The 23,530-nt window shown below is 58.4% G+C and carries 24 protein-coding genes and 1 tRNA gene; 15 read left to right on the top strand and 10 right to left on the bottom strand.

Annotated features, from left to right (window positions below; genetic code table 11):
- Positions 1-10: 10 nt before the first annotated feature.
- Positions 11-676 carry a S24 family peptidase gene (locus G6L28_RS01495; RefSeq protein WP_174061995.1) on the bottom strand — a complete coding sequence of 222 codons (666 nt, stop codon included), beginning with the start codon at positions 674-676 and terminating at the stop codon, positions 11-13.
- 155 nt (positions 677-831) lie between these two features.
- On the bottom strand, positions 832-1,482 hold the full coding sequence (locus G6L28_RS01490) for a response regulator (protein ID WP_174061994.1): 651 nt from the start codon (positions 1,480-1,482) through the stop codon (positions 832-834).
- 217 nt (positions 1,483-1,699) lie between these two features.
- Between G6L28_RS01490 and G6L28_RS01485 the strand changes: the two genes are divergently transcribed.
- Positions 1,700-2,065: a DUF952 domain-containing protein gene (locus G6L28_RS01485; protein WP_174061993.1), complete on the top strand. Its 366-nt coding sequence runs from the start codon at positions 1,700-1,702 to the stop codon at positions 2,063-2,065.
- A gap of 2 nt (positions 2,066-2,067) precedes the next feature.
- Positions 2,068-3,162: a quinone-dependent dihydroorotate dehydrogenase gene (locus tag G6L28_RS01480; protein ID WP_174061992.1), complete on the top strand. Its 1,095-nt coding sequence runs from the start codon at positions 2,068-2,070 to the stop codon at positions 3,160-3,162.
- Positions 3,163-3,209: 47 nt separating this feature from the next.
- Here the strand turns inward: G6L28_RS01480 and G6L28_RS01475 are convergent, their stop codons facing one another.
- Entirely contained in the window at positions 3,210-4,421 is a 1,212-nt protein-coding gene (locus tag G6L28_RS01475) for a hypothetical protein (RefSeq protein ID WP_174061991.1), read from the bottom strand.
- A 286-nt stretch (positions 4,422-4,707) separates the two neighbouring features.
- On the opposite strand from G6L28_RS01475, the gene G6L28_RS01470 reads away from it, so the two are divergent.
- Positions 4,708-5,667, top strand: a complete 960-nt coding sequence (locus tag G6L28_RS01470; RefSeq protein WP_174061990.1) for an NAD(P)H-dependent flavin oxidoreductase — start codon at positions 4,708-4,710, stop codon at positions 5,665-5,667.
- A gap of 127 nt (positions 5,668-5,794) precedes the next feature.
- Positions 5,795-5,870, top strand: a tRNA-Thr gene (locus G6L28_RS01465).
- Positions 5,871-5,918: 48 nt separating this feature from the next.
- Here G6L28_RS01465 and G6L28_RS01460 read toward each other — a convergent pair.
- The 3 genes from G6L28_RS01460 to rhaI form a co-directional block, all read right to left on the bottom strand.
- Positions 5,919-6,329: a hypothetical protein gene (locus G6L28_RS01460; protein WP_234902421.1), complete on the bottom strand. Its 411-nt coding sequence runs from the start codon at positions 6,327-6,329 to the stop codon at positions 5,919-5,921.
- A 106-nt stretch (positions 6,330-6,435) separates the two neighbouring features.
- Positions 6,436-6,600 carry a hypothetical protein gene (locus tag G6L28_RS01455; RefSeq protein WP_174061988.1) on the bottom strand — a complete coding sequence of 55 codons (165 nt, stop codon included), beginning with the start codon at positions 6,598-6,600 and terminating at the stop codon, positions 6,436-6,438.
- Between the two features lie 133 nt (positions 6,601-6,733).
- Positions 6,734-8,026, bottom strand: coding sequence for an L-rhamnose catabolism isomerase (gene rhaI / locus G6L28_RS01450; RefSeq protein ID WP_174061987.1), 1,293 nt, complete (start codon positions 8,024-8,026; stop codon positions 6,734-6,736).
- Positions 8,027-8,116: 90 nt separating this feature from the next.
- On the opposite strand from rhaI, the gene G6L28_RS01445 reads away from it, so the two are divergent.
- A complete protein-coding gene (locus G6L28_RS01445) occupies positions 8,117-8,275 on the top strand; it encodes a YqaE/Pmp3 family membrane protein (protein ID WP_037171141.1) in 159 nt (52 codons plus the stop codon).
- A 134-nt stretch (positions 8,276-8,409) separates the two neighbouring features.
- Here G6L28_RS01445 and G6L28_RS01440 read toward each other — a convergent pair whose 3' ends face one another.
- On the bottom strand, positions 8,410-10,503 hold the full coding sequence (locus tag G6L28_RS01440; protein ID WP_174061986.1) for a bifunctional rhamnulose-1-phosphate aldolase/short-chain dehydrogenase: 2,094 nt from the start codon (positions 10,501-10,503) through the stop codon (positions 8,410-8,412).
- A 199-nt stretch (positions 10,504-10,702) separates the two neighbouring features.
- Between G6L28_RS01440 and G6L28_RS01435 the strand changes: the two genes are divergently transcribed.
- The 7 genes from G6L28_RS01435 to G6L28_RS01405 all read left to right on the top strand — a co-directional run bounded on the left by G6L28_RS01435 (position 10,703) and on the right by G6L28_RS01405 (position 18,068).
- Entirely contained in the window at positions 10,703-11,530 is an 828-nt protein-coding gene (locus G6L28_RS01435; RefSeq protein WP_174061985.1) for a DeoR/GlpR family DNA-binding transcription regulator, read from the top strand.
- Positions 11,531-11,571: 41 nt separating this feature from the next.
- Positions 11,572-12,582, top strand: a complete 1,011-nt coding sequence (rhaS, locus tag G6L28_RS01430) for a rhamnose ABC transporter substrate-binding protein (RefSeq protein ID WP_174061984.1) — start codon at positions 11,572-11,574, stop codon at positions 12,580-12,582.
- Between the two features lie 219 nt (positions 12,583-12,801).
- The gene (locus tag G6L28_RS01425; protein WP_174062038.1) at positions 12,802-14,331 is read left to right on the top strand and encodes a sugar ABC transporter ATP-binding protein; all 1,530 of its coding nucleotides are present in this window, start codon (positions 12,802-12,804) and stop codon (positions 14,329-14,331) included.
- Positions 14,332-14,344: 13 nt separating this feature from the next.
- On the top strand, positions 14,345-15,346 hold the full coding sequence (locus G6L28_RS01420) for an ABC transporter permease (protein WP_174061983.1): 1,002 nt from the start codon (positions 14,345-14,347) through the stop codon (positions 15,344-15,346).
- Complete coding sequence (locus tag G6L28_RS01415) at positions 15,343-16,353, top strand: ABC transporter permease (protein ID WP_425292641.1); 1,011 nt, start codon at positions 15,343-15,345, stop codon at positions 16,351-16,353. Before G6L28_RS01420 ends, G6L28_RS01415 begins: the two co-directional genes overlap by 4 nt.
- A gap of 3 nt (positions 16,354-16,356) precedes the next feature.
- Positions 16,357-16,680 (top strand): L-rhamnose mutarotase, encoded by a 324-nt coding sequence (gene rhaM, locus G6L28_RS01410; RefSeq protein WP_027675999.1) that lies wholly within the window; start codon positions 16,357-16,359, stop codon positions 16,678-16,680.
- On the top strand, positions 16,677-18,068 hold the full coding sequence (locus G6L28_RS01405; protein WP_174061982.1) for an FGGY-family carbohydrate kinase: 1,392 nt from the start codon (positions 16,677-16,679) through the stop codon (positions 18,066-18,068). The genes rhaM and G6L28_RS01405 overlap by 4 nt, the downstream gene beginning before the upstream one ends.
- On the opposite strand, the gene G6L28_RS01400 is transcribed toward G6L28_RS01405, so the two are convergent.
- From G6L28_RS01400 to G6L28_RS01390, 3 genes are all read right to left on the bottom strand, one after another.
- Positions 18,053-18,454 (bottom strand): DUF2177 family protein, encoded by a 402-nt coding sequence (locus G6L28_RS01400; RefSeq protein WP_337795683.1) that lies wholly within the window; start codon positions 18,452-18,454, stop codon positions 18,053-18,055. The two genes, G6L28_RS01405 and G6L28_RS01400, sit on opposite strands and share 16 nt — an antisense overlap.
- A 163-nt stretch (positions 18,455-18,617) precedes the next feature.
- Positions 18,618-19,277 carry a ChrR family anti-sigma-E factor gene (locus tag G6L28_RS01395; protein ID WP_174061981.1) on the bottom strand — a complete coding sequence of 220 codons (660 nt, stop codon included), beginning with the start codon at positions 19,275-19,277 and terminating at the stop codon, positions 18,618-18,620.
- Positions 19,274-19,987 (bottom strand): sigma-70 family RNA polymerase sigma factor, encoded by a 714-nt coding sequence (locus G6L28_RS01390; RefSeq protein ID WP_337795680.1) that lies wholly within the window; start codon positions 19,985-19,987, stop codon positions 19,274-19,276. The genes G6L28_RS01395 and G6L28_RS01390 overlap by 4 nt, the downstream gene beginning before the upstream one ends.
- 81 nt (positions 19,988-20,068) lie before the next feature.
- Between G6L28_RS01390 and G6L28_RS01385 the strand changes: the two genes are divergently transcribed.
- Genes G6L28_RS01385 through G6L28_RS01375 form a run of 3 tightly spaced genes read left to right on the top strand, consistent with a single transcriptional unit; the run spans position 20,069 to position 23,470 of the window.
- Positions 20,069-21,442 (top strand): NAD(P)/FAD-dependent oxidoreductase, encoded by a 1,374-nt coding sequence (locus G6L28_RS01385; RefSeq protein WP_234902431.1) that lies wholly within the window; start codon positions 20,069-20,071, stop codon positions 21,440-21,442.
- Positions 21,442-22,266: a DUF1365 domain-containing protein gene (locus G6L28_RS01380; protein WP_174061980.1), complete on the top strand. Its 825-nt coding sequence runs from the start codon at positions 21,442-21,444 to the stop codon at positions 22,264-22,266. The genes G6L28_RS01385 and G6L28_RS01380 overlap by 1 nt, the downstream gene beginning before the upstream one ends.
- Complete coding sequence (locus tag G6L28_RS01375) at positions 22,253-23,470, top strand: SAM-dependent methyltransferase (protein WP_174061979.1); 1,218 nt, start codon at positions 22,253-22,255, stop codon at positions 23,468-23,470. The genes G6L28_RS01380 and G6L28_RS01375 overlap by 14 nt, the downstream gene beginning before the upstream one ends.
- Positions 23,471-23,530 lie beyond the last annotated feature (60 nt).

Here is a 23,530-nt window from a genome sequence, read left to right as displayed (position 1 = left end):
AGATTACCGATTACTGGCTTGCCCAGATGATACGGGCGACCCACTCGACGTCGGAGAGATCGAAACTGCGGTTGGGATGGTCGGGGTTGAGCGAAAAGAGTTCGATGGTCTTGGCCGTCTGGCGAGCCAGCACTTTCGCCATGACCTCGCCATCGCGGCTTTTAACGACGACACGATCGCCGCGCCGCACCTGAGCGCCCGGCTCCACGATCAGCACATCGCCATCCCTGTAAAGCGGCATCATGCTCTCGCCCTGAACTTCAAGCGCATAAACGCCAACCTTGTTGGCGGGAGAGGCGGGAAAATCCACGATGTCCCAACCCTGCCCCGCCGGAAAACCACCGTCATCGAAAAAGCCGCCGGAACCCGCCTGCGCAAAACCGAGCAAAGGTATGGAGCCGCCTTGCGGCGGAAAATTACCCTCGGGCAAGGTGCTTTTGCCTACCCGCTCCATGGCGTAACCGAAAAACTGATCGACGGTGGCGCCGGTTGCCTCGAGCACCTTTGCGACGGATTCGGTCGAAGGCCAGCGCTGGCGACCATCCGGCCCCAGACGCTTGGATTTGTTGAACGAGGTCGGATCCAGCCCCGCTTTCCGCGCCAGCCCGGAAGGCGTCAACTGATTGCGGTCTGCAAGCGTGTCGATTGCGCTCCAGATATTATCGTGTGACAGCATGGTTAACGTCCGGATGGAGCCGCAACCTTTGCAAGCTCTTTCAGCAGATGCTTGAATTTAGACAAACTCCCTGCGGGAGTAAAGAACAAAAAAGGAATAAAATCCTTATTCTTTTAAGTTAATGTGAGGTACGCAAGTGTGACGGGTCGCTCAATTCATGCGACCATCGCCGGTAGATTGAGTTTGGAAAGCTGGATCACCGCCTGCGTCCTGCTGTCCACGTTCAGCTTCAGCAAAATGGCCGACACATGCGCCTTGACGGTGGCTTCCGAAACATTCAATTCGTAGGCGATCTGCTTATTTAGCAGCCCCTCGCCCAACATGCCGAGCACGCGGCTTTGCTGGGGTGTCAGCGTTCTGAGCCTGCTGATGAGATCGGACACATCGGCATCCTGATCACGGCTGGATTGACAGGCGGCGGGTATCCACACATCACCTTCGAGAACGCGTTCTATTCCGGCGCGAATGTCTTCTATCCCGGATGACTTGGATATAAAGCCGGAGGCACCCAGATCGATTGCACGGCGCATGGTTGCCGGATCATCCGTTGCGGAAACGATGACAATGGGAAGGCTGGCAAATTCCGCCCTGAGTGCCATCAGTCCTGAAAAACCGCTGACGCCGGGCATCGCAAGATCAAGCAGCATCAGGTCTGCGTCAGGCTGCGCAACCGCTGCATTTCGCGCCGTTTCGAAATCTCCCGCTTCAATGATGCTGGTCTGCCCTTCGAGCCGTGTGACGGCTTGTTTAAGCGCACCGCGGAACAGCGGATGGTCATCTGCTATGATGATAGTGAGTTCTGACATGCCGCGCCCCCTCCCAAGAGCATTTCATGTATGCCTCATCGTCATGACGGCGTCGAAGCCGTTTCTTCAACAAAAGATTGCTCTAAATCCCGCCCAATACAAGCACTAGATCGCTCTTGCCTCGCCGAGATGGGGGTTTAGACGCAAAAATCTGTGTGAAGCGATGGACAATGAAGGCCATTTACGGCACACCGCCCGCACATGAAGGAGACGCCGCATGAGTGAAACGCCAGCCGCCAACGAAACGCCCGTCATATACAAGATCGTGCCTCGTACCCTTTGGCAGAAGGCGCGCGACGCCGGCGTCTTCAAAGGTGCGGCAATCGACCTGACAGATGGCTACATTCACTTCTCGACGGCCGATCAGGTCAAGGAAACGGCGGCGCGCCATTTCACCGGCCAGGAAGATTTGCTGCTGATTGCAGTCGATGGCAGCGTCCTGAGCGATAAGCTGGTGTTCGAGCCCTCTCGTGGCGGCGACCTTTTCCCGCACCTTTATGACGAATTACCAGTCGACGCCGTGCTTTGGGAAACGCCCCTGACGCTGAATGAAGACGGCGCGCACCAGTTTCCGGAGATTTGAACATGAACGGAATTTTTTCCTCCCTCGGTCGACGCGGCCTGTTTCTTCTTGACCCGGAAGTCGCCCATGGCATGTCGATCACGGCGCTCCGCAGCGGTTTCATTCCCACCTGTCACGTTCCGCACGATCCGCGCCTGCAACAGACTGTCGCCGGTCTTGTTTTTCCCAATCCACTCGGCATGGCGGCAGGCTATGACAAGAATGCGGAAGTTCCCGGCCCGCTGCTGAAGCTTGGTTTCGGATTTACCGAAATCGGAACGGTGACGCCACGCGCCCAGTCCGGCAATCCCAAGCCGCGCATTTTCCGGCTGGTGGAAAACGAGGCTGTCATCAACCGTCTCGGTTTCAACAATGAAGGACATGCGGCAGCACTTTCACGCCTCATCTCCGCTGGTCTGCGTGGCATCGTCGGCGTCAATATCGGTGCGAACAAGGATAGTGACGACCGGATTGCCGACTATGTAAAGGGTATCGAGACATTCTCATCGGTCGCCTCCTATTTCACAGCCAATATCTCATCCCCGAACACGCCCGGCCTGCGTGATCTGCAAGCGCGTGACAGTCTTTCGGCACTTTTGAGCGCCACTCTTGCGCAACGGGACCGCGAGGCGGAAAAGCTGAACCGGCATATTCCGGTCTTTCTCAAGATCGCCCCCGACCTTACCGAAGAGGGCCTTGATGACATCGCTGCGGAGGTGTTGTTACACCGGCTGGACGGTCTGATCGTCTCCAATACCACCCTCTCTCGTGATGGGTTGCGGCCTGGACGAAGCAACCATGAAACCGGCGGGCTTTCCGGCAAGCCTTTGTTCGACCTGTCGACAACGGTGCTTGCGAAGATACGCAAGCGCGTCGGCCCCGACCTGCCGATCATCGGCGTCGGCGGCGTGTCTTCCGCGGAAACGGCACTGGAAAAGATCAAGGCCGGTGCCGATCTCGTGCAGCTCTACTCCTGCATGGTCTATGAAGGCCCCGGCCTGCCCGGCACCATCGTTCGCGGTCTATCACGCATTCTGGAGCGGGACGGCGTGGCGAATATCCGCGAGCTTCGCGACAGCGCAGTGGAGAGCTGGGCGGCGAAAACGCTTAAGTCTTAGAGCGCTGACGCGTTTCAAGAAAAAGCGGAAACGCCTTGAGCAAACGATCACTCGCCCGGCAGAATGCGCACCGAGTAGAGATTGATCGGGCGGCCCGTGCCATCGATATCGCTGTTGATCAGGATGCGTCCGGGCGCATTGGGCGCCATGGACCGATCAAAAGAGACGTTGATCAGCATATCTGCGCGTTCCTGCGTGGCAGTGAAGCGATGACGGGCACAGGCACCAAGGCTTCCGAAATCGCAGGCAACGGAGACCTGCGTGGGTCGGTCGCTGGCTGATTGCATGGTAATCGAGATGGTGGAGGATTTGCCTGCCATTTCACGCAACACGTCCACCGGCACCGCAATCGCGACATTCCCGCCGTCTTCGGCACTGCGTGAGGTGATCTTCACACCCTTGCCGCCTGCCGTAGTGATTTCTTCCAAACCGCCAAGAGAACCCGGCTGAGGGCCGTTAGTCCCTGCTTCGGCATTGAAGACCTCTTCCCACGCGTCGGAAAAGCCGCGACCGGCCTCCACGGTTGGCTCATTGCCTGTAAAATCTTCCGCCTGCACCTGTGGCGGCGGGTTCGGCACGCTGGTATCACGCTCAGCCGGGGACAGCAGGATGCCGGAGCTGTAGATCCACCAACCGCCGACGCTGACGAATGCCAGCAGCGTGAACCACATGAATAGCCGGGTTATAATGCCGCGTTTGCGCCTGCCCTTGGCCGCGCGTTCCGGCTTGAAGGCCAGCGAAGCGGCATCGACGGAGGGACCGGCGGAAGAGGTCCGGTCCCGCACCCCCGCACCGGTGCGCTCAGCGCGCAAATCGCCTACTGGCGGAGCAACCTTTGTATCGGGAAGAGCGGCGGCGTTACCGCGCATTTCGCCGCGCACTTCTGCTTCGACCGGAATGGAAGCGTCTTCATCATCAAAACGGGGATCGGCCGAAACGGATGGGGCAACTCCAACATCAGCCGGACGCTGGCCGTGTTGCGGTAGCGGCGCGGCCTGTGGTGCCCTCGCCGCCTCCCGCCGTACGTGGTCTTCCACAACATCCAGCAGGCGGTTTCGCTCCTCCGTTTCGATGGTGTGAATGAGGGTCTCAAGCCGTTGCCGCTGCTGGCCAACGACAGCCGGATCATCTATCCCCTGCTTGCTCAGGCCCGCTTCCAGCGCCTGTCGGGAGGACTGATAGATGCGCGCGCGCACTTCGGCATTCGATCTGTCCGATTTTTCGAGGGCATTTCTGATTGCCGTTTCCAGTCCGCTCACACCCGGTCCTTTTCCATTCCCAGCAAAAGCTTGCCTCTCGGCGCCAGTCCATTTACGATTCGGTAACGACTTGGGGCATCAACCGCAAGCCACGTTGTTTTCAAAGCGCAGATTGGCTTGGGGAAAACGTCACGACTATGGCGCGAGCGTGCAAAAGCAGGCCATTTCGAAGGGTTAGGGGTTTGCGTGATCGCTCCACCGGAATCAACGCTCTTTTCCCTTTTCAAGTGTTGCGGGCTTCGTTACATCTTACGTGCGCGTAAACGTAAACTTCATGGGAGGAACCATGCTGCCGTCCATCCTCAAGGACAATCTCCGTCTGCCGGTCATCGCATCACCGCTGTTCATCATTTCGCACCCCGAATTGACGCTGGCGCAGTGCAAGGCGGGCGTTGTCGGCGCGTTCCCTGCCCTCAACGCACGCCCGGAAAGCCAGCTGGACGAATGGCTGGCGATGATGACCGAAGAACTGGCCGCGCATAGTGCAGCAAACCCGGATCGTCCCGCTGCACCCTTTGCCGTAAACCAGATCGTGCATATGTCCAACAAGCGGCTGGAGCATGATCTCGGTCTTTGCGTGAAATACAAGGTGCCTATCGTGATTTCATCGCTGGGTGCGGTGCCGGAAGTCAACGCGGCCATCCACTCCTATGGCGGCATCGTGCTGCATGACGTCATCAACAACCGCCACGCCAACTCCGCCATCCGCAAGGGTGCAGACGGCTTGATCGCGGTTGCGACCGGGGCTGGCGGCCACGCGGGAACGCTGTCTCCTTTTGCGCTGGTGCAGGAAATCCGCGAATGGTTCGACGGCCCGCTGCTTCTGGCAGGTGCGATTGCCAATGGCGGATCGATCCTCGCGGCGCAGGCCATGGGCGCGGACATGGCCTATATCGGCTCACCCTTCATCGCCACCAAGGAAGCACGCGCGACCGAGGCCTATAAGCAAGCCATCGTTGACGCACAGGCGGGCGACATCGTTTATTCAAACTATTTCACCGGTGTCCACGGCAACTACCTCAAAGCCTCCATCACCGCCTCAGGCATGGACCCGGACAACCTGCCCGTTGCAGATCCCTCCAAGATGGATTTTACAGCGGCGGCCACCGGCGCAAAAGCCTGGAAGGACATCTGGGGCGCAGGCCAGGGCGTGGGCGCAGTGAAGGCCGTCGAGCCGGTCTCTGCGCTTGTGGACAGACTGGCTGCAGAATATCAAAGCGCAAAAGCCCGCCTGCTCAATCTGTAAAGTGTCTGGACGAGCCAGCAGACGGGGAAAATTTCAAGAACTCGTTTTGAACACTTGAAATCCTCCGTCAATGGCTGTATCAGCCCGCCATACGCCGCGCCGAAGCCTAATTCGGCGCAACAGCCAGGCCGCTTTAGCTCAGTTGGTAGAGCACGTCATTCGTAATGACGGGGTCACGTGTTCGAGTCACGTAAGCGGCACCATTTTCCCAGTCTACGCAAGCACGTGCCCAGCTGTTGCGGGCTTTGAACCTACTTCAAAACGTTGACGATGATGGTCGTGTCAGCGATCTTTCCATCACCAACAGGCGCGCGCAGGGTAAACTGGTCCTTGCCAGCGAACCCCGGCTTCGACGTGTAATAACCTGCCAGACCCGGCACCTTAACGGAGCCGCATCGGGCAAGCGGTCCATTCGATTTGGGAAAGATTTTTTCTTTCACGATTTCTATTTTACCATGGGCTGGGGACTGAATGACAACAGTCGGCGGCATCTGCGCTGGAGTGCAGTCGTTATTGATATGATAATGCTGGCCGATTTTGGTTCTGATACCGCTCATGACCGTGCGGTTTACACGCTCTTTTCGGTAACTTTCATCAGCCGCTGCCGCGCTATAAAAAAATGTCGCGCTTAAAAACAATGCTACAGCAGAAACCATTCGCATGTTTAGTCGATCCTTTGGCGCACAGTCGTCGTTCTCAATACCAACTGATAATCCACAGCCACAATATCGGCTGAGCCGTCACGCGAAATAAATGCAAAATGGTGCATTATTGCTGCGGCTGAACCGTGGTCCTCGGTATCAGCGAGCCATCCTGAGTCTGCGGCGCGAGCTGAATTTTATCGTCGAAGAGTACGATGGAGAGGACGAGGCCTACCAGCACGCAGAGGAGTGCGACGAAGATCAGTCCGGCTTTGTCTATCGGCTTTCTCATGCTCCGCTAACATAGACGTGAATGTGGAGATGGTGGGGCGAAACTCACAATCTTACTGGCGGATATATTTGGTTACAAATTGGTGAAGGCGCATGGGATGCGCCTTCATTTGTTAACGTTTCAAGCACAAACGTCAGATGATGCCGCCGCCGCCAGCCTTGGATTCCGGGCGCTCCGAAGCGACCTTGGCGCGGTAGCCGCTGGCTCGGTAGGTGGCGATTGGGTCGATGGCGGCGCCCGCGCGTTTTCGGGCCTCAACGAGGATGGGCTCTACATCAGTGCGGTAAGCGCGCTTCAGCGTGTCGGATGCCATCAGGGCGTCGTTTTCCTGCTGGAAGCCTTCCAGCGCGGTGCGGTCCACCAGCAGGGCTTGAGCGTAGGCGCGGCGGATTTCGTTGGCGCTGGAGATCAGGCTTTCGATAGGGTCGGTCACATTATGAGACTGGTCGATCATGTGGGCCGGGTGGAAGCCCTTTACGCCGCGATGCTCCGCATCTACCAGTTCGTTGAAGACGAGGAAGAGGCGGTAGGGCTCGATGGCGCCCGCGTCCAGATCGTCGTCACCATATTTACTGTCGTTGAAATGGAAGCCGCCTAGTTTGCCGAACTGGATGAGGCGGGCGACGATCATTTCGATGTTCGTGTTCGGTGCGTGGTGGCCGAGATCGACAAGGCAGAAAGCCTTTTCGCCGAGCGTGTTGGCGATGAGGTAGTTCGTGCCCCAATCCTGCACCACGGTCGAATAAAAGGCTGGCTCGTACATCTTGTGTTCAGAGAAGATGCGCCAATCATCCGGCAGGGCCTTGTAGATTTGCGCCATGCCATCGAGGTAGCGCTCGAAGCTTTTGGTGAAATTGCTCTGGCCGGGGAAGTTGGAGCCATCACCGATCCATACCGTCAGCGCTTTCGAGCCCAACGCATTCCCGATTTCGATGCATTCGATGTTGTGTTCGACGGCCTGTTGACGAGTGGCAGCATCGGTGTGGCTGAGCGAGCCGTATTTGTAGGAATGCTTCTGGTCTGCGCTGTCCGAGAAGGTATTGGAGTTCATGGCGTCGAAGCCGAGGCCGAGAGCGCTTGCGTGCGACTTGAGGCGTGCCGGGTCTTGCTTGTCCCATGGAATATGGAGCGAGACGGTGGGCGTGGCAGAGGTTAGCTGGTTGATGACGGCGCAATCATCCAGCTTGTCGAAAATGCCGCGCGGTTCGCCCTTGCCGGGGAAGCGGGCAAAGCGCGTGCCGCCGGTACCGACACCCCAGGACGGGACCGCGACGAAGAATTCTGAGACTTTGCGCGTGATCGCATCGATATCGATGTTGCGGCGGGACAGGTGTTCGCCGAGCGCCGCGTAATCCGCGCTGTGGGCCTTTTCACGCTTTTCGTTTTCGTGGGCGACGATATCCGCCGCAATCCTCAATTCCGTCATCTCTTCCTCCCTTTGCTCCACGCTGTCATTGAACCATTCCCGCCCTCTTCACGTTACTGGCACGGTAACAATCAGACGGGATTATCAATCGTGGACGTCATTCGCATTCTTCTCGCCATCATCCTGCCGCCTGTCGGCGTGTTTTTGCAGGTGGGCCTCGGTCTTCATTTCTGGCTCAATATTCTTTTGACGCTGTGCGGTTATCTGCCGGGGATCATTCATGCGATTTGGGTTATTCTGCGTAAGTAGACACTCACTCCCCTCCGCCGTCATCCTCGGGCTTGACCCGAGGATCCACTACTGATGGATTGGGTGGGCTCGGATGGATCCTCGGGTCAAGCCCGAGGATGACGGGTGGAGGAATGGTCTCCGCCCTCTTTTACTCACCGCGTAAAGCTCTGCGCATTCCCCGCATCGACATTGATAATATTGCCGGTAGATTTCGCCGAGACATCCGAGGCCAGGAAGTAGATCGCCTCCGCTATATCCTCCGGGAACACGTTCAGCTTCAGCATGGAGCGCTTGCGGTAATGTTCCTCGAGATCGTCCACCTCGATCTTGGACGATGCCGCCCGTTGTTCGCGCCACTCGCCATTCCAGATTTTCGAGCCACGCAGAACCGCATCAGGGTTGACCGTGTTGACGCGGATGCCGGCGTCTGCGCCTTCCAGTGCGAGGCAGCGGGCAAGATGGATTTCCGCAGCCTTTGCCGTGCAATAGGCCGATGCGTTGGGCGAAGAGGCAAGGCCATTCTTGGAAGCGACGAAGACGACGTTGCCACCGAGCTTCTGGCGGCGGAACAGGCGAAAGGCTTCGCGCGAGACGAGGAAATAGCCGGTGGCCAGAATGTCGATATTCTTGTTCCACATGGCAAGCGTGGTGTCTTCCACTGGCGCGGATGAGGCAATGCCTGCGTTGGAGACGAGGATATCGACGCCGCCGAATTCGACGCTGGCCTCGGTGAATGCGACAAGAACCGCGTCTTCCTTGGTCACGTCCAGCTTCACGGTGCGGACTGCATCGGTGCTGAAACGCTTCTCGAAATCGCCCTTCGTCGTTTCCAAAGCGCCCTCATCGATATCTGCCAGCACGACGCAGGCGCCTTCGCTTGCCAAGCGCTCCGCCGTGGCGCGACCGATGCCACCGGCACCGCCGGTAATGAAGGCAACACGGCCTGCAAGGCTCTTGGGCTTCGGCATACGCTGAAGCTTCGCTTCTTCCAGGAGCCAGTATTCGATATCGAAAGCTTCCTGTTCGGGAAGGCCCTGATATTCGGACACGGTGGAGGCACCGCGCATGACGTTGATGGCGTTGACGTAAAATTCTCCAGCGATGCGGGCCGTCGCCTTGTCCTTGGCGAAGGAGAACATGCCGACGCCGGGGATGAGGAAGATGACGGGATTAGGATCGCGGATTTTTGGCGAATTATCGTGTTTGCAGGTCTCGTAATAACGGGTGTAATCGGCGCGGTAATCCTCCAGCGCCTTGTCCAGACCGGCGAGCAGCGCGTCCACATCCGGCTTGGATGTGTTGAGATCGAGGATCAGCGGGCGGATTTTGGTGCGCAGAAAGTGGTCCGGGCAGGAGGTGCCGAGGCTACCTAGCGGTTTCAACTGCGCGGAGTTGACGAATTCCAGCACGGCATCCTGATCATCGAAATGGCCGAGCTTGCGCTCATCGCGGCCAATGCGGCCACGGATTTCCGGCATCAGGCGGGCGGCGATGGCACGGCGTTCTTCAGCGGCCAGGGTCTTGGCGACTGCGCCGCCGAAGATGGTTTTGCCTTCGGTTTCCCGGGCGAACCACTCGATGGCCTTGTTGATGATGGCGAGCGTCAGTTCGTAGCACTTTTTCGCGTCATTATCCCAGGTGAAGAGGCCGTGGCTTTCCAGAACGACGCCCTTGGCGTTGGGGTTGGCTTTCACGAAGGCTTCGAGATCGAGACCCAGCTGGAAGCCGGGGCGACGCCAGGGCAGCCAGCCGATGTCGTCACCGAAAATCTGTTGCGTGAGTTCCTTCGAATTCTTCGAGGCGGCGATTGCGATGATCGCGTCCGGGTGCATGTGATCGACATGATCGAAAGGCACGAAACCGTGCAAAGGCGTATCGATGGAGGCGGCGCGCGGATTGAGATTGAAGGTGCAATGGGGCAGGAAACCGACCATGCGGTCTTCATCTTCCACACCCTTGTAGATGCCCTTCAGCGCTTCCAGCTTTTCCATGTAGAGCGTGGCGAAACCATCCAGCTTGATGGTGCCGACATCGCCGCCGGAACCCTTGACCCACATGACGCGGACTTTTTCGCCCGTCAGCGGATCGGTTTCCAGCACTTTCGCCGAGGTGTTGCCGCCGCCGTAATTGGTGATGCGCTTGTCCGCGCCCAGCAGGTTGGAGCGATAGAGCAGCTTTCCCGGCTCATCCAGCTTTGCCGCGTAAGCATCATCCCAGCGGTTTTCGAGAAGACGGGATTGTCCCATCGCGATATCCTCCCACATCGATTGCTGCGGATTTCGAATGAATCCGCCTCCCTTGGCGTGCAGGTATCGCGCATTCAAAAGCGCAATGTCAATCATAAACGATCATAAATTTTCATTGTGCGGCGCAATATTAAACAATTTGCTCGTTCTTGATTGACAACATAAGAAGTTTGCGAAAGATTGCGAGCAGGAGGACCCCATGCACGAGAGTGAACGCCATCGCATTATCCTAAGCGCCGTACAGGAAAAGCCTGTGGTGACGGTGCAGGATATTGCCGAATTGACGGATGCGTCCGAGGCGACGATCCGGCGCGATATCGCGTCTCTGCACGTTCAGGGAAAGCTGCGCCGCGTGCGTGGTGGGGCCGAAGCGGTGCACCCGCCGCAACTGGGAAATCTCGCGGCACGCCCGTTCCGCGTGTCGGAATCGGTCAATATCGACAAGAAACGCGCAATTGCACGCAAGGCGGTTGACCTTTGCGAAGAGGGTGACGCCATCATTATCAATGGCGGCACGACGACGTTCCAGATGGTGCATTACATGTCTGCACGGCGCTTGCAGGTGATGACCAATTCCTTTGCGATTGCCGAACATCTGGTGAAGCATTCCAAGTGCAATGTCAGTGTTCCGGGCGGGGCGATCTATCGCGACCAGAGCCTGATCCTTTCACCCTTCGAGAATGACGCGATCCGCAATTTCTATGCGCGGCGCATCTTCATCGGTGCGCAGGGTGTGGGTGCGCTCGGCATCATGGAATCGGATGCGCTGGTGATCCAGAGCGAACAGAAACTGATGCGGCAGGCGGAAGAGCTGATCGTGATGATCGACAGCTCCAAGTTTCGCAAACGCTCGAGCCTCATCCTGACACCACTGGAAACGGTTTCGACCATCATTACCGATGACGATATTTCAGACGAGGCGGCGCGCATGGTGGAGGCCGCTGGCGTGACGCTGGTCATTGCCGGGGCGACAGCTTCGCAGGCGGGAAGACCGCCGACAGAGGAGGATTCCGCTTCGGTCGCATGAGGAGCGCCGGGCGGTGAAGTTTCAAACGGGAGGAAAAGGGAATGAAACTTACACGCAGAAAATTGACACAAGCGCTGGCCCTTAGTGTTGCCATGGGCGTTGCCGGTTTCGGCGGCGTGGCGCAGGCCAAAGACATCAAGATCGCTCTGGTCGTGAAATCGCTCGGCAACGGCTTCTTCGAGGCGGCCAATAAGGGCGCGCAGGAAGCGGCGAAGGAGCTCGGCGGCGTAGAAATCATCTATACCGGCCCGACCACCACCACCGCCGAAGGCCAGATCGAAGTGATCAATTCGCTGATCGCTCAAGGTGTGGATGCGATTGCCATTTCCGCCAACGACCCGGATGCGGTGGTGCCTGCCCTGAAGAAGGCCGCACAGCGCGGCATCAAGGTGATTTCCTGGGATTCGGGCGTAGCGCCTGAGGGCCGTATTCTTCAGCTCAACCCTTCTTCCAATGCCCTGATCGGCAAGATGTGCCTGCAGCTTGCAGCAGACCATCTGGAAGGCGGCAAGGGTGATTTCGCCATCCTGTCTGCCACCACCACGTCTACGAACCAGAATATCTGGATCGATGAGATGAAGAAGCAGTTGAAGGACTTCCCCGGCCTCAACTTGGTGACCACGGTTTACGGTGACGATCTGGCCGACAAGAGCTACCGCGAAGCGCAGGGTCTTCTCACCTCGCAGCCGAATGTGAAGGTCATCGTTGCACCAACCACAGTCGGCGTTCTGGCCGCCTCTCAGGCAGTTAAGGATGCGGGCAAGATCGGTCAGGTCTTCGTGACGGGTCTGGGGCTTCCTTCCGAAATGGCGGGGGCGATCAAGTCCGGTGCGACGAAGGAATTCGCCATCTGGAACCCGATCGACCTCGGCTACTCCGCCACCCAGATCGCCTATCATCTCGTGAAGGGCGATGCCGATGGCAAGCCGGGCTCGGAAATCGAAGCCGGTCGCATGGGCAAGATCAAGGTCGGTGAAAACAGCGAAGCGGCCATGGCTGATCCGTTCGTTTACGATGCGAAGAACATCGATCAGTTCTCGAAGATTTTCTGATTGCTAACGAGTGCCTCACTGACCGCGTTGATGAGGCACTCTCCTTCACCCAACACTCGACGTCATCCTCGGGCTTGACCCGAGGATCCACTGACGTCGCAGCTGTGGATACGGGGATGGATCCTCGGGTCAAGCCCGAGGATGACGTCGAGTGTGTGGGCTTCACCTACTCCAAAGTGAGCCTCTGGATTTCTGAAAATGACGATGGCTGTAGAACAAATGACCGACGCGACAGCGCCTTACGCACAGGCAATGGGAAGTTCAGCTCCCATTCTGGAAATGCGCGGCATCAGCCAGATATTCCCCGGCGTCAAGGCGCTGGATGGCGTCGACATCCGGCTTTATCCCGGCAAGGTTACCGCCTTGATCGGCGAAAACGGCGCGGGAAAATCCACTCTGGTCAAAATCCTGACGGGCATTTACCGGCCCAATGAGGGCGAGATCCTGCTGGACGGGCAGCCGGTGAGTTTTCACAGCGCGCAGGATGCCATCGATGCAGGTGTGACGGCGATCCATCAGGAGACGGTGCTGTTCGATGAATTGTCTGTCGGCGAAAACATATTCCTCGGCCATGCGCCGAAGGGCAGGCTCGGGCTGATCGACTGGAAGACGATCAACGAGAAATCGCGGTCGTTGCTGGAGCGGCTGGAAAGCAAGATCGATCCGACCATTCGGCTTAAAGACCTGTCGATTGCGCAGCGGCATCTGGTGGCGATTGCGCGCGCGCTATCCGTGGAAGCGCGCATCGTCATCATGGACGAGCCGACGGCGGCGCTGTCTCGCAAGGAAATCGATGACCTGTTCCGCATTGTCGAAAACCTGAAACGACAGGGCAAGGCGATCCTGTTCATCAGTCACAAATTCGATGAAGTTTATGAGATTGCCGAGAATTATGCCGTCTTCCGTGATGGTCGCATGGTCGGTGCGGGCGAGCTTGCCGCCACGCCGCAGGACGAGATCGTGCGGCTGATGGTGGGCCGCGATGTGAAGGATGCCTTCCCCAAGCAGAGCGTGAACATTGGCGGCACTGTGCTCTCGATCCGCGATTACAGCCATGATACCGAGTTTCGTGGCATTTCGCTCGATCTGCGCAAGGGGGAAATTCTGGGGCTTTACGGGCTGATCGGTGCGGGGCGCTCGGAGCTTTGCCAGTCGCTGTTCGGCATCACCCGGCCAGCCTCCGGCACGCTGACGCTGGACGGGCAGACGATTTCCATCCGCTCGCCGGAAGACGCGATCCGGGCGGGCATCGTCTATGTGCCGGAAGAGCGCGGGCGTCATGGGCTGGCGCTGGAAATGCCTATTTATCAGAACATGTCGCTGCCTTCGCTGGCACGTACATCGCGGAAAGGCTTTCTGAAAGCGGCCAATGAGTTTGCGCTAGCGCGCAAATATGCCTCGCGGCTCGATCTTCGCGCCGCTGCGCTTTCCGTGCCGGTGGGCACGCTGTCTGGCGGCAACCAGCAGAAGGTGGTGATCGGCAAATGGCTGGCAACGCAGCCGAAGGTGATCATTCTGGACGAGCCGACCAAGGGTATCGATATTGGCTCCAAGGCTGCCGTCCATGGTTTCATCAGCGAACTGGCGGCGGAGGGGCTGTCGATCATCATGATTTCATCCGAACTGCCGGAAATTCTCGGCATGTCCGACCGCGCCATCGTTATGCGCGAAGGGCTGATGGCGGGCACGTTCGAGCGGGCGGAATTTTCACCGGAAAAGCTGGTGCGCGCCGCCACGGGCAATGCGTGAGGGAGGTCTAGCCATGAAGACACTTTTGAAGAACCGCGAATGGCTGCTGGCAGGCATCATCGTCCTTTTGATCATCGGCTTTTCGCTGCGCTCTCCGGGCTTCGAGCGCCCGGCCAATCTCGTCAATATCTTCAACGATACGTCAATCCTCATCATTCTGGCGCTGGGCCAGATGACGGTGATCCTGACGAAATCCATCGATCTTTCCGTTGCCGCCAATCTCGCCTTTACAGGCATAGCGGTGGCGATGACGAATGCCGCCTTTCCCGGCATTCCCCTGCCCTTCCTGATCGTGATGGCGGTTGCCATCGGCGCGCTTCTCGGGTCCATCAACGGTATTCTCGTCTGGTGGCTTGGCCTGCCGTCCATCGTGGTGACGTTGGGAACGCTGACGATCTATCGCGGCATGGCCTTCGTTCTCTCCGGCGGGGCATGGGTGAATGCACACCAGATGTCGCCGACCTTTCTCAACGTGCCGCGAACGCCGATTCTTGGGATACCGGTGCTGTCCTGGGTCGCGATCCTCATCATTGCGGGTGCCTGGCTGGTTTTGAGCCGCACCTCCTTCGGGCGCTCGGCCTATGCGTCTGGCGGCAATCCGAGTGCGGCTGTTTATGCGGGTATCGATGTGGGGCGCACGCGCTTTCTGGCCTTCGTGCTGTCTGGCGCGCTGGCCGGGCTTGCGAGCTATCTCTGGGTTTCGCGCTATGCGGTGGCCTATGTGGATATCGCAGCCGGGTTCGAGCTGGATAGTGTCGCGGCGAATGTGATCGGCGGCATTTCGATTGCGGGTGGCATCGGCTCGGTTCTGGGGGCGGTGCTGGGCGCGCTGTTCCTCGGCGTCATCAAGAATGCGCTGCCGGTGATCGGCATTTCGCCCTTTGCGCAGATGGCGATTTCCGGCGTCGTCATCGTGCTGGCCGTGGTGTTCAATGCGCGGGCCGAAGCGAAGAAGGGCCGCATCATTCTGCGCGATAGAGCGGCCACCGAAGAGACGAAGGAGGCCGCGGCATGAGCATGGTGCACCCTGAAACGCAGACGACCGCCCGCATCATTCCCGACAAGCTCGGCACGCCTTTCCGCCGTGTGATGGCAAGCTGGGAAGTGCTGTTGCTGGGCGTCGCGATCCTGATCTTCATCGTCAATTCCTTTGCCTCGCCTTACTTTCTCAACGCCTTCAATCTTTCCGACGCGACCTTCAACTTTACCGAAAAGGCGTTGATCGCCTTTGCCATGGCACTTTTGATCATCGCCGGGGAAATCGATCTTTCGGTGGCGGCCATCATCGCGCTTGCCTCCACCGCTATGGGCTATGCGGTGCAGATGGGGGTGGGAACGCCGGGACTGGTCGCCATCGGCATAGGCGTCGGGCTTGCCTGTGGTGCGTTCAACGGCTTTCTCGTGGCCGGGCTGAAACTGCCCTCCATCGTTGTCACCATCGGCACGATGAGCCTGTTTCGCGGCATTTCCTATATGGTGCTGGGCGATCAGGCTTACGGGAAATATCCGGCGGATTTCGCTTACTTCGGGCAGGGTTATGTGTTCTGGGTCATTTCCTTCGAATTCGTTCTGTTCGTGGTCATGGCCGTAATATTCGCGATCATGCTGCACGTGACGAATTTCGGGCGGCAGGTCTATGTCATCGGCAACAACCCGTTTGCCGCCCGCTTTTCCGGCATTCCGGTGGAGCGCGTGAAGTTCATCCTGTTTTTGCTGACGGGTCTGATGAGCGGCATTGCCGCCGTCTGCCTCACCTCGCGCCTCGGCTCCACCCGGCCTTCCATTGCGCAAGGGTGGGAACTGGAAGTGGTGACGATGGTGGTGCTGGGGGGCGTATCGATCCTTGGCGGTTCCGGCACCATTGGCGGCGTGGTGATTGCCGCCTTCGTGATGGGGCTTGTGACCTTCGGGCTGGGGCTTCTCAACGTGCCGGGCATCGTCATGTCGATCTTCGTCGGCCTGCTTCTGATCATCACCATCGCCATTCCAATCGTCGTTCGCCGCCTGCGGGCCATGAGGTAAATCATGCCGGAACTTGAGAAACATGCCTTCAAGATGAAGCTCTTTGCGGGCAGGCAGGCCGAGTACAAAAAGCGGCATGACGAGATTTGGCCGGAACTGGTGGCGCTGCTCCATGAGGCGGGGGTGAGCGATTATTCCATCCATCTGGACCCGGAAACCAATATTCTCTTCGGCGTGCTGACCCGCCCAAAGAACCACGGCATGGCGGCGCTGCCGGAGCATCCGGTGATGAAACGCTGGTGGGCGCACATGGCCGACATCATGGAAAGCAACCCGGACAATTCCCCGGTCGCGACCGATCTCGTCACGCTGTTTCACCTGCCATGAATGCACAAATCCATAATGTCGCCGTCATCGATATCGGCAAGACGCACGCCAAGCTGATCGTGGTGGATGGCGCAAGCGGCGAGGAGCTTGCATCCCGCAGAACCGCCAACCGGGTCCTGAGCGACCCGCCCTACCCGCATTACGATATAGACGCTCTTTGGAATTTCATTCTGGAAGGGCTGACTGCTTGCTCGAAAGTGCCCGGCTATCAGGCGATTTCGATCACGACCCATGGTGCGAGTGCCGCGCTGATCGATGCTGCGGGCGCGCTGGCGCTGCCGGTTCTGGATTACGAGCACGCCTACCCGCTGGATATTCAGAAGAATTATGCCGAATTGCGGCCAGCCTTTCGCGAGACCTATTCACCGGGTCTGCCCATCGGGCTCAATCTCGGCGCACAGTTGCATTATCAGAAGAACGCTTTTCACGATGCCTTTGCGCATGTCTCAGCCATTCTCACCTATCCGCAATATTGGGCCTATCGGCTAACCGGCGTCAAAGCCGTTGAGGCCACGTCGCTCGGGTGCCATACGGATCTCTGGAGGCCGGATGCGGGCGTGTTTTCGAGCCTGCCGAAGCGGCTGGGCATCGACGGGCTGTTCCCGCAGGTACGGTCGGCTTTCGATATGCTCGGGCCGGTCTTGCCGGAGATTGCAGGGAGGATCGGGATTGGCAGCGATATGCCGGTCTATTGCGGCCTGCATGATTCCAATGCATCGCTGCTGCCGCATCTGATGGTGCGGGAAGGCTCCTTTGCCGTCGTTTCCACCGGAACATGGGTCGTCTGTTTCGGGGTTGGCGCTTCGCTGGAAAAGCTGGACCCGGCACGCGATACGCTGGTCAATGTGGATGCTTTCGGCAAGCCGGTGCCTTCGGCCCGCTTCATGGGCGGGCGCGAGTTCGAAATATTGACCGCTGGCATTGGTCAGATCTCGCCGGATGCGCTTGAGCGGGCGTTTGAGCGTGTCGTGACGGATGGGATCATCTATCTTCCGAGCGCAGTCGATGGTTCGGGGCCTTTTCCGGGGAAAGCCGGGCGCTGGCTGAATGCGCCGAGGGGTGATGCAGAGCGGTATGTCGCGGCTTGCCTCTATGCGGCGATGATGACGGCCACATGCCTCGATCTGGTAGGGAATTCCGGACCTGTCATCATCGAAGGGCCGTTTGCGGGGAACCTTGTGTACGCGGGCGCACTGGCTGCCGTGACGGGTACGGAGGTTCTGGTGGCGGATGGAAAAAGCCCTTCCGGCACGGCGCTGGGCGCAGCGCTTCTCGCAACCCGCCATGCACCACGTCAGTCTTACCATCCGGTAGAGCCGCTTGCGGGATTATCGGACTATCACGCAAAATGGTGCGGCATGGTTGACGCCGTTCAGATGAAGGCCTGAGTGAGGAAGAAGCCAGCAATGGCGGCACCGCCGGTCAGCACCGTGCCCCAGATGATATCCACCACGCAAAGACGCCATGTCCAGCCTTTCAGGGTCGAGAGGTTGGTCATGTCGTAGGTGCCATAGGCGAGGAAACCGAAGATGGCGCCGGAAAGGAGTGCTTCACCGGCACTTCCATCCCGCAGAGCGGGCGCAACGGCGAAATAGACGATACCGGCGATGTAGAAGAGGTAGAAGATACCGGCTGCGACGAAGTTGGGCTTCGCCAGCATCAGGCCGCCGATCTCCCGCTTGTAGAAGTTGACCGCGAGTTTCGACAGCCAGATGAAGTCAATGCCGAAGAAGACAATGGCTGTGGTGATGTAGGCGATGAGGAGTTGCATCATATGTGTTTCCTTCTTCACCGCCTTCATCCCCGTGCCTGTCACAGGAATCCAGCTGGTTCGCGTCTGCGAGGCAAAATTGGTCTTTTTAGCCCAATGACTTGGGCTGGCTGGATTCCTGTCACAAGGACAGGAATGAGGGAGCGTGGAGAACGAACATCGCCCCTCAAATCCCTAAAACCGGCTGCACCAGCCGCACGATCCAGCTTTTGAACTTGAGCGGTGCGTCCGTGACCGCGAGACAGATGCAGTCTTCCCCCTCACCCGCCACGGGCTGGTGGGTCAGGTCCTCATCGGCCTCTTCGAAATCGCCGCGGTGGAAAACATCGTCGCCATCGCGGAAGCAGCCGGAAAGGACAACGGTGAGTTCGCGGCCGCCATGGGTGTGTTCCGGCACCGGCTTGCCCGCCGGGATGCGGAGCAGGCGAACCTGCGCTTCACCATCGCGCGTCGGAATGGGGAAATGGTAGGCGCCGGGGCCGAGCGGTTTCCACTTCAGTTTATCTACGTCGCCGCCCGCGTAGGAACGAAGCGGTTCGGGCAGGACGGACGTCCTGATGTCAGAAGACGGCGCAATTGCTGGTTTCGGCGATGGCGTTTCACGAAGACGCGCCTTCATCGATTGCCATTGATCGTCGGAAACCTCTTCGGCTGGGCCAATCTCGCTTAGAAGCGCGCCGCCCGCCATCTCCATGGCTGCGAGGCGCTTTCTGCAGGACGGGCACAGCGCCAGATGCGTGGCGACAGCCAAGCTCCAGCTTTCAGCCAGGCTACCGGATGCATAATCCAGCAGCAATTCATCGCTCATGTGGTGGCGGATGTTCATGTGCGCGACTCCAGAGCGGTACGGAGTTTTGCAAAGGCCAACCGGATGCGCGATTTGACCGTACCGATGGGCAGGCCAAGCTGCTGCGCAATCACGCTATGGGATTTTTCCTCGAAAAAGGAGCGCTTCAACAGATCACGCTGCTCGGGCGGCAATTCCGCCAGTGCGCGGTGCAGGCGCTCGGCATCCTGAACCTCCTCCATCTGTGCATCCGCGGTCGGCGCATCATCGGCCACGAAGGCCGGATCGTTGATATCGAATTCCGGGCGCTTGTCGCGGCGATGCGCATCGATTCTTAGGTTTCGGGCTATTCTGAAAATCCAGGCCGAGACATTGCCCCGGGCCGGATCGAAGAGGGCGGCCTTGTTCCAGACCGTCATCATGGTTTCCTGCATCAGTTCCTCGGCGGCCTGTGCATCGCGCACCTGCCGTAACATATAGATCCGCACGCGTGGCCCGAAATGCCGGAAGACCGTCTCGAATGCCTCAACGCTTCGTTCCGACGCAATGGCTTTCAGAAGGTCGGGAAGTTCGACCTCGATATTCTTCTGGACCGTTTCACCCATGCGGATAGGCTTTACCTCGCTCCCAAGCGATTTCCGAGCAACAGGCTTCTTACCGTTGTTGCTCATATAGTGGCACGACGCCGTGGCTATGGAAACGTTTATCGTCATGACCTCGATTACGCGTCGATATTTCCAGTGGATCACCGAAAGTCCGCCAAGTGACAAAATTTTCGCTGATGCGAAATCCGTTTCGCTTTATGGTGCGTAAAGTCCGACATGAGTAAGATGGACCTTAACGGCATGGATATTTCGGCGCGGACAAAACAGGAGCAGACACGTCGCAAGGTTGCCGTCATCGGCTCCGGCATTTCGGGTTTGTCTGCCGCCTGGCTTCTGGACAAGTCCGCCGATGTGACGCTGTTCGAAGCCGACAGCCGCCTCGGGGGGCACGCCAATACGGTGACGGTGGAAAGACCGGGCCACAAGTCTATTGCCGTCGATACGGGCTTCATCGTCTATAATGAAAAGAACTATCCCAACCTCGTGGCGCTTTTCGAACACTTAGGCGTGCCGACGCTGGCAACGGAGATGTCCTTCGCCGCTTCGCTGCATGGCGGAAAGCTGGAATATTCGGGCTCGGGCCTTGGCGGTCTTTTAGGCCAGAAATCAAACCTGCTGCGCCCCCGCTTCTGGTCGATGGTGCGCGATATCATGCGCTTCTATAAGATCGCTCCGGATTTGCTCACCGATCCGGCACTGCAAGGGATAAGCCTTGGCGATTATCTGGATCGCAATCAATATTCCGCCGGTTTCGTGGATGATCACCTGTTGCCGATGGGTGCTGCCATCTGGTCGATGACGGCCAAGGACATGCGCGATTATCCGTTGCAGGCCTTCATCCGCTTCTTCGTCAACCACGGTTTGGTTCAGCTATCGGGCCGCCCGCAATGGCGTACCGTCAAAAATGGTAGCCGGGAATATATCTCCCGCATCATGACAGGGTTTCGCGGCACCGTTATTCTCAACAGCCGCATTTCCGGCATAAAGCGGACCGACGAAGGCGTCAAAGTACTGGATCGCGCCGGGCATCTCATGATGTTCGACGATATCGTCATCGCAACCCATGCCGATCAGGCACTGGCGCTGCTTTCCGATGCGGATCAACAGGAGGCCGTGCTTCTCGGTGCTTTCGGCTATACCCGCAACGCAGCCGTTCTGCACAGCGACGAGACACTGATGCCGAACCGCAAGGCCGTCTGGTCCAGCTGGAATTACCTGAGCGAGCCTGATGCTAAGGGTAGTGAACAGCTGTGCGTGACCTATTGGATGAACAGGCTACAGCACATAGATTCCACCACACCGCTGTTTGTGACACTCAATCCATCGCGCCCCATTGATCCGGCCAAGCTGATCCAGACGTTCGACTATGCCCACCCGCTGTTCGACGCTAAGGCGGTGGCGGCGCAGAAAAGCCTCTGGTCATTACAGGGACGGCGCAATACATGGTTCTGCGGCGCGCATTTCGGCAGCGGCTTTCATGAGGACGGCATTCAGTCTGGTCTGGCAGTGGCCGAAGCGCTTGGTGGCGTGAAACGGCCTTGGAATGTTGAAGACGAGTCCGGTCGCATTTTTCTGACCCCGGTAGAGGAGCGCGTCTGATGACGTTGCGCTCCGCGATCTATGCCGGAAAGGTGGTGCATGCGCGCCACCGCCCGCGTGCGCACAAACTGAACTATCGCGTCTTCTCGCTCCTGCTCGATCTGGATGAATTGCCGTTGATGGATGCGACGCTGCGGCTGTTTTCGCATAATCGTTTTGCCGTCTTCAGCTTTCACGACAAGGACCATGGCCTCGGCGAAAAGGGTGGACTGAAGGACTGGTGCGGCACACGGTTGCGTGATGCGGGTATCGAACTCAAGACCGAAGACCTGCGGGTGGAGATGCTCTGTTATCCGCGCATTTTCGGCTATGTGTTCAATCCGCTGACGGTCTACTTCTGCCACGACCGGACGGACGACGACCGGCTGGTCGCCATTCTCTACGAGGTGTGCAACACCTTCCACGAACGCCACACCTATATCATTCCAACGCCGGATGCCGAGGCGAAGACGGTCCGCCACTCCTGCGGCAAGGAGATGTATGTCTCTCCTTTCGTGCCTATGGACTGCACCTATGATTTTCGCATCCAGCCGCCCGACGAGGCAGTGCAGATCGCCATCAACGAGCGGGATGCGGAGGGCGACCTTCTGTTTGCATCCTTTTCTGGCAAACGCAGCCCGCTGACCGACAGCGCGCTGGCCAAATCATTTCTTTCTCACCCGCTGATGACGCTTAAAATCATGGGCGCCATTCACTGGGAAGCCCTTATTCTTTGGGTGAAGGGTAATCCACTTTACCGGCACAAGGCAGCAACGAGCCGTATTGCGAGTTCCGTTCCGGCCAACGCCACAACCATGGGAGGCATCCACAATGAGCCACGCTGACCAGGAAACGCGTCCGTTTCTCCTTCACGGTGCGCCTCTGTGGCAACGCATGATCTGCCGCCGCCTGAGCGGGCTGACACATGGGCGGCTTACGCTCGTATTTCCCGGCGGTCAGGAATATGTGTTGCAGGGGTCAGAGCCCGGACCGCACGGCGTGATCTCGATCAATCGCGGGCGTCTGGTCCGGCGTCTTCTGACCGGCGGCAATATGGGATTTGCCCGTGCCTACATGGATGGCGATTGGGACAGCCCGGATATTTCGACGCTGATTGAAGTCGCGCTTGCCAACGAACACAACTGGCTTTCGCTTTCAGAACCCTCGCGCCTGTTGGCAGCGATAGACTATCTACGTCACCGTCTTCGCCGCAACTCCAAGGCTGGAAGCCGCCGCAACATCGCCTTCCACTACGATCTCGGCAACAGCTTCTATCGTGCGTGGCTGGACGAGACGATGACCTATTCCTCCGCGCTGTTCACGCGTCCGGGAGAAACGCTGGCTGAAGCGCAGAACGCGAAGTACGACCGGATCGTTGAGGAACTGAATATCGGTCCTGACGACCATGTGTTGGAAATCGGCTGCGGCTGGGGCGGCTTTGCCGAATATGCCATGGCCAAGACCGGCTGCCGTGTAACCGGGCTCACTCTTTCGCACGAACAGGCGAGTTTTGCCCGCAACAGGCTTGCCAAGGCTGATCTTTCGGCCCGCTCCGATATCCGCCTTGAAGACTACCGCGACTGCAAGGGACAATTCTCCAAGATTGTTTCCATCGAGATGTTCGAGGCCGTGGGCGAAGAAAACTGGCCGACCTATTTCCAGCGCGTGCGCGAGCTTCTTGCTCCAAACGGCAAGGCGGTCGTCCAGGTCATCACCATCGATGAGGCGCGTTTCGATGAGTACAGACGTAATGCCGACTTCATCCAGACCTACATTTTCCCCGGTGGGATGTTGCCATCCATAACCGCTTTCCGGGAAGCAGCCTTAAGGGCAAACATGACTGTTACGGACGAACTGCGTTTCGGGAAAGATTACGACCGCACGCTTATGTTGTGGGATCGCGCCTTTATCGCAAACTGGGAACGGATAGAGCCGCTGGGTTTCGATGAGCGTTTTCGCCGGATGTGGCAGTATTATCTGCACTATTGCGCCGCGGGCTTTCGCACTGACCGGATAGATGTCGTGCAATTTACCCTTTCACCCGTATGATCGAAGGGGGCGCAATCCCGTTGCGCGCAACGAAAAATCCGGGCGGCATGGAACTTCGTG

The organism is Agrobacterium larrymoorei (genome assembly GCF_013322225.1).
Taxonomy (GTDB): domain Bacteria; phylum Pseudomonadota; class Alphaproteobacteria; order Rhizobiales; family Rhizobiaceae; genus Agrobacterium; species Agrobacterium larrymoorei_A.
The sequence above is the reverse complement of the archived record's forward strand: the minus strand, read 5'-3'. Positions and strand labels throughout refer to the sequence as shown.

Bases quoted from the DNA above. Each gene is read 5' to 3' on its own strand.
- G6L28_RS01440 (WP_174061986.1), bottom strand. From the start codon at position 10,503: ATGGGACAATCCCGTCTTCTCGAAAACCGCTGGGATGATGCTTACGCG.
- G6L28_RS01495 (WP_174061995.1), bottom strand. From the start codon at position 676: ATGCTGTCACACGATAATATCTGGAGCGCAATCGACACGCTTGCAGAC.
- G6L28_RS01490 (WP_174061994.1), bottom strand. From the start codon at position 1,482: ATGTCAGAACTCACTATCATCATAGCAGATGACCATCCGCTGTTCCGC.
- G6L28_RS01460 (WP_234902421.1), bottom strand. From the start codon at position 6,329: ATGCGAATGGTTTCTGCTGTAGCATTGTTTTTAAGCGCGACATTTTTT.
- G6L28_RS01415 (WP_425292641.1), top strand. From the start codon at position 15,343: ATGAGCATGGTGCACCCTGAAACGCAGACGACCGCCCGCATCATTCCC.
- rhaM (WP_027675999.1), top strand. From the start codon at position 16,357: ATGCCGGAACTTGAGAAACATGCCTTCAAGATGAAGCTCTTTGCGGGC.
- rhaS (WP_174061984.1), top strand. From the start codon at position 11,572: ATGAAACTTACACGCAGAAAATTGACACAAGCGCTGGCCCTTAGTGTT.
- G6L28_RS01455 (WP_174061988.1), bottom strand. From the start codon at position 6,600: ATGAGAAAGCCGATAGACAAAGCCGGACTGATCTTCGTCGCACTCCTC.
- rhaI (WP_174061987.1), bottom strand. From the start codon at position 8,026: ATGACGGAATTGAGGATTGCGGCGGATATCGTCGCCCACGAAAACGAA.
- G6L28_RS01385 (WP_234902431.1), top strand. From the start codon at position 20,069: ATGGACCTTAACGGCATGGATATTTCGGCGCGGACAAAACAGGAGCAG.
- G6L28_RS01420 (WP_174061983.1), top strand. From the start codon at position 14,345: ATGAAGACACTTTTGAAGAACCGCGAATGGCTGCTGGCAGGCATCATC.
- G6L28_RS01435 (WP_174061985.1), top strand. From the start codon at position 10,703: ATGCACGAGAGTGAACGCCATCGCATTATCCTAAGCGCCGTACAGGAA.
- G6L28_RS01395 (WP_174061981.1), bottom strand. From the start codon at position 19,277: ATGAACATCCGCCACCACATGAGCGATGAATTGCTGCTGGATTATGCA.
- G6L28_RS01375 (WP_174061979.1), top strand. From the start codon at position 22,253: ATGAGCCACGCTGACCAGGAAACGCGTCCGTTTCTCCTTCACGGTGCG.
- G6L28_RS01380 (WP_174061980.1), top strand. From the start codon at position 21,442: ATGACGTTGCGCTCCGCGATCTATGCCGGAAAGGTGGTGCATGCGCGC.
- G6L28_RS01470 (WP_174061990.1), top strand. From the start codon at position 4,708: ATGCTGCCGTCCATCCTCAAGGACAATCTCCGTCTGCCGGTCATCGCA.
- G6L28_RS01400 (WP_337795683.1), bottom strand. From the start codon at position 18,454: ATGATGCAACTCCTCATCGCCTACATCACCACAGCCATTGTCTTCTTC.
- G6L28_RS01425 (WP_174062038.1), top strand. From the start codon at position 12,802: ATGACCGACGCGACAGCGCCTTACGCACAGGCAATGGGAAGTTCAGCT.
- G6L28_RS01480 (WP_174061992.1), top strand. From the start codon at position 2,068: ATGAACGGAATTTTTTCCTCCCTCGGTCGACGCGGCCTGTTTCTTCTT.
- G6L28_RS01405 (WP_174061982.1), top strand. From the start codon at position 16,677: ATGAATGCACAAATCCATAATGTCGCCGTCATCGATATCGGCAAGACG.
- G6L28_RS01485 (WP_174061993.1), top strand. From the start codon at position 1,700: ATGAGTGAAACGCCAGCCGCCAACGAAACGCCCGTCATATACAAGATC.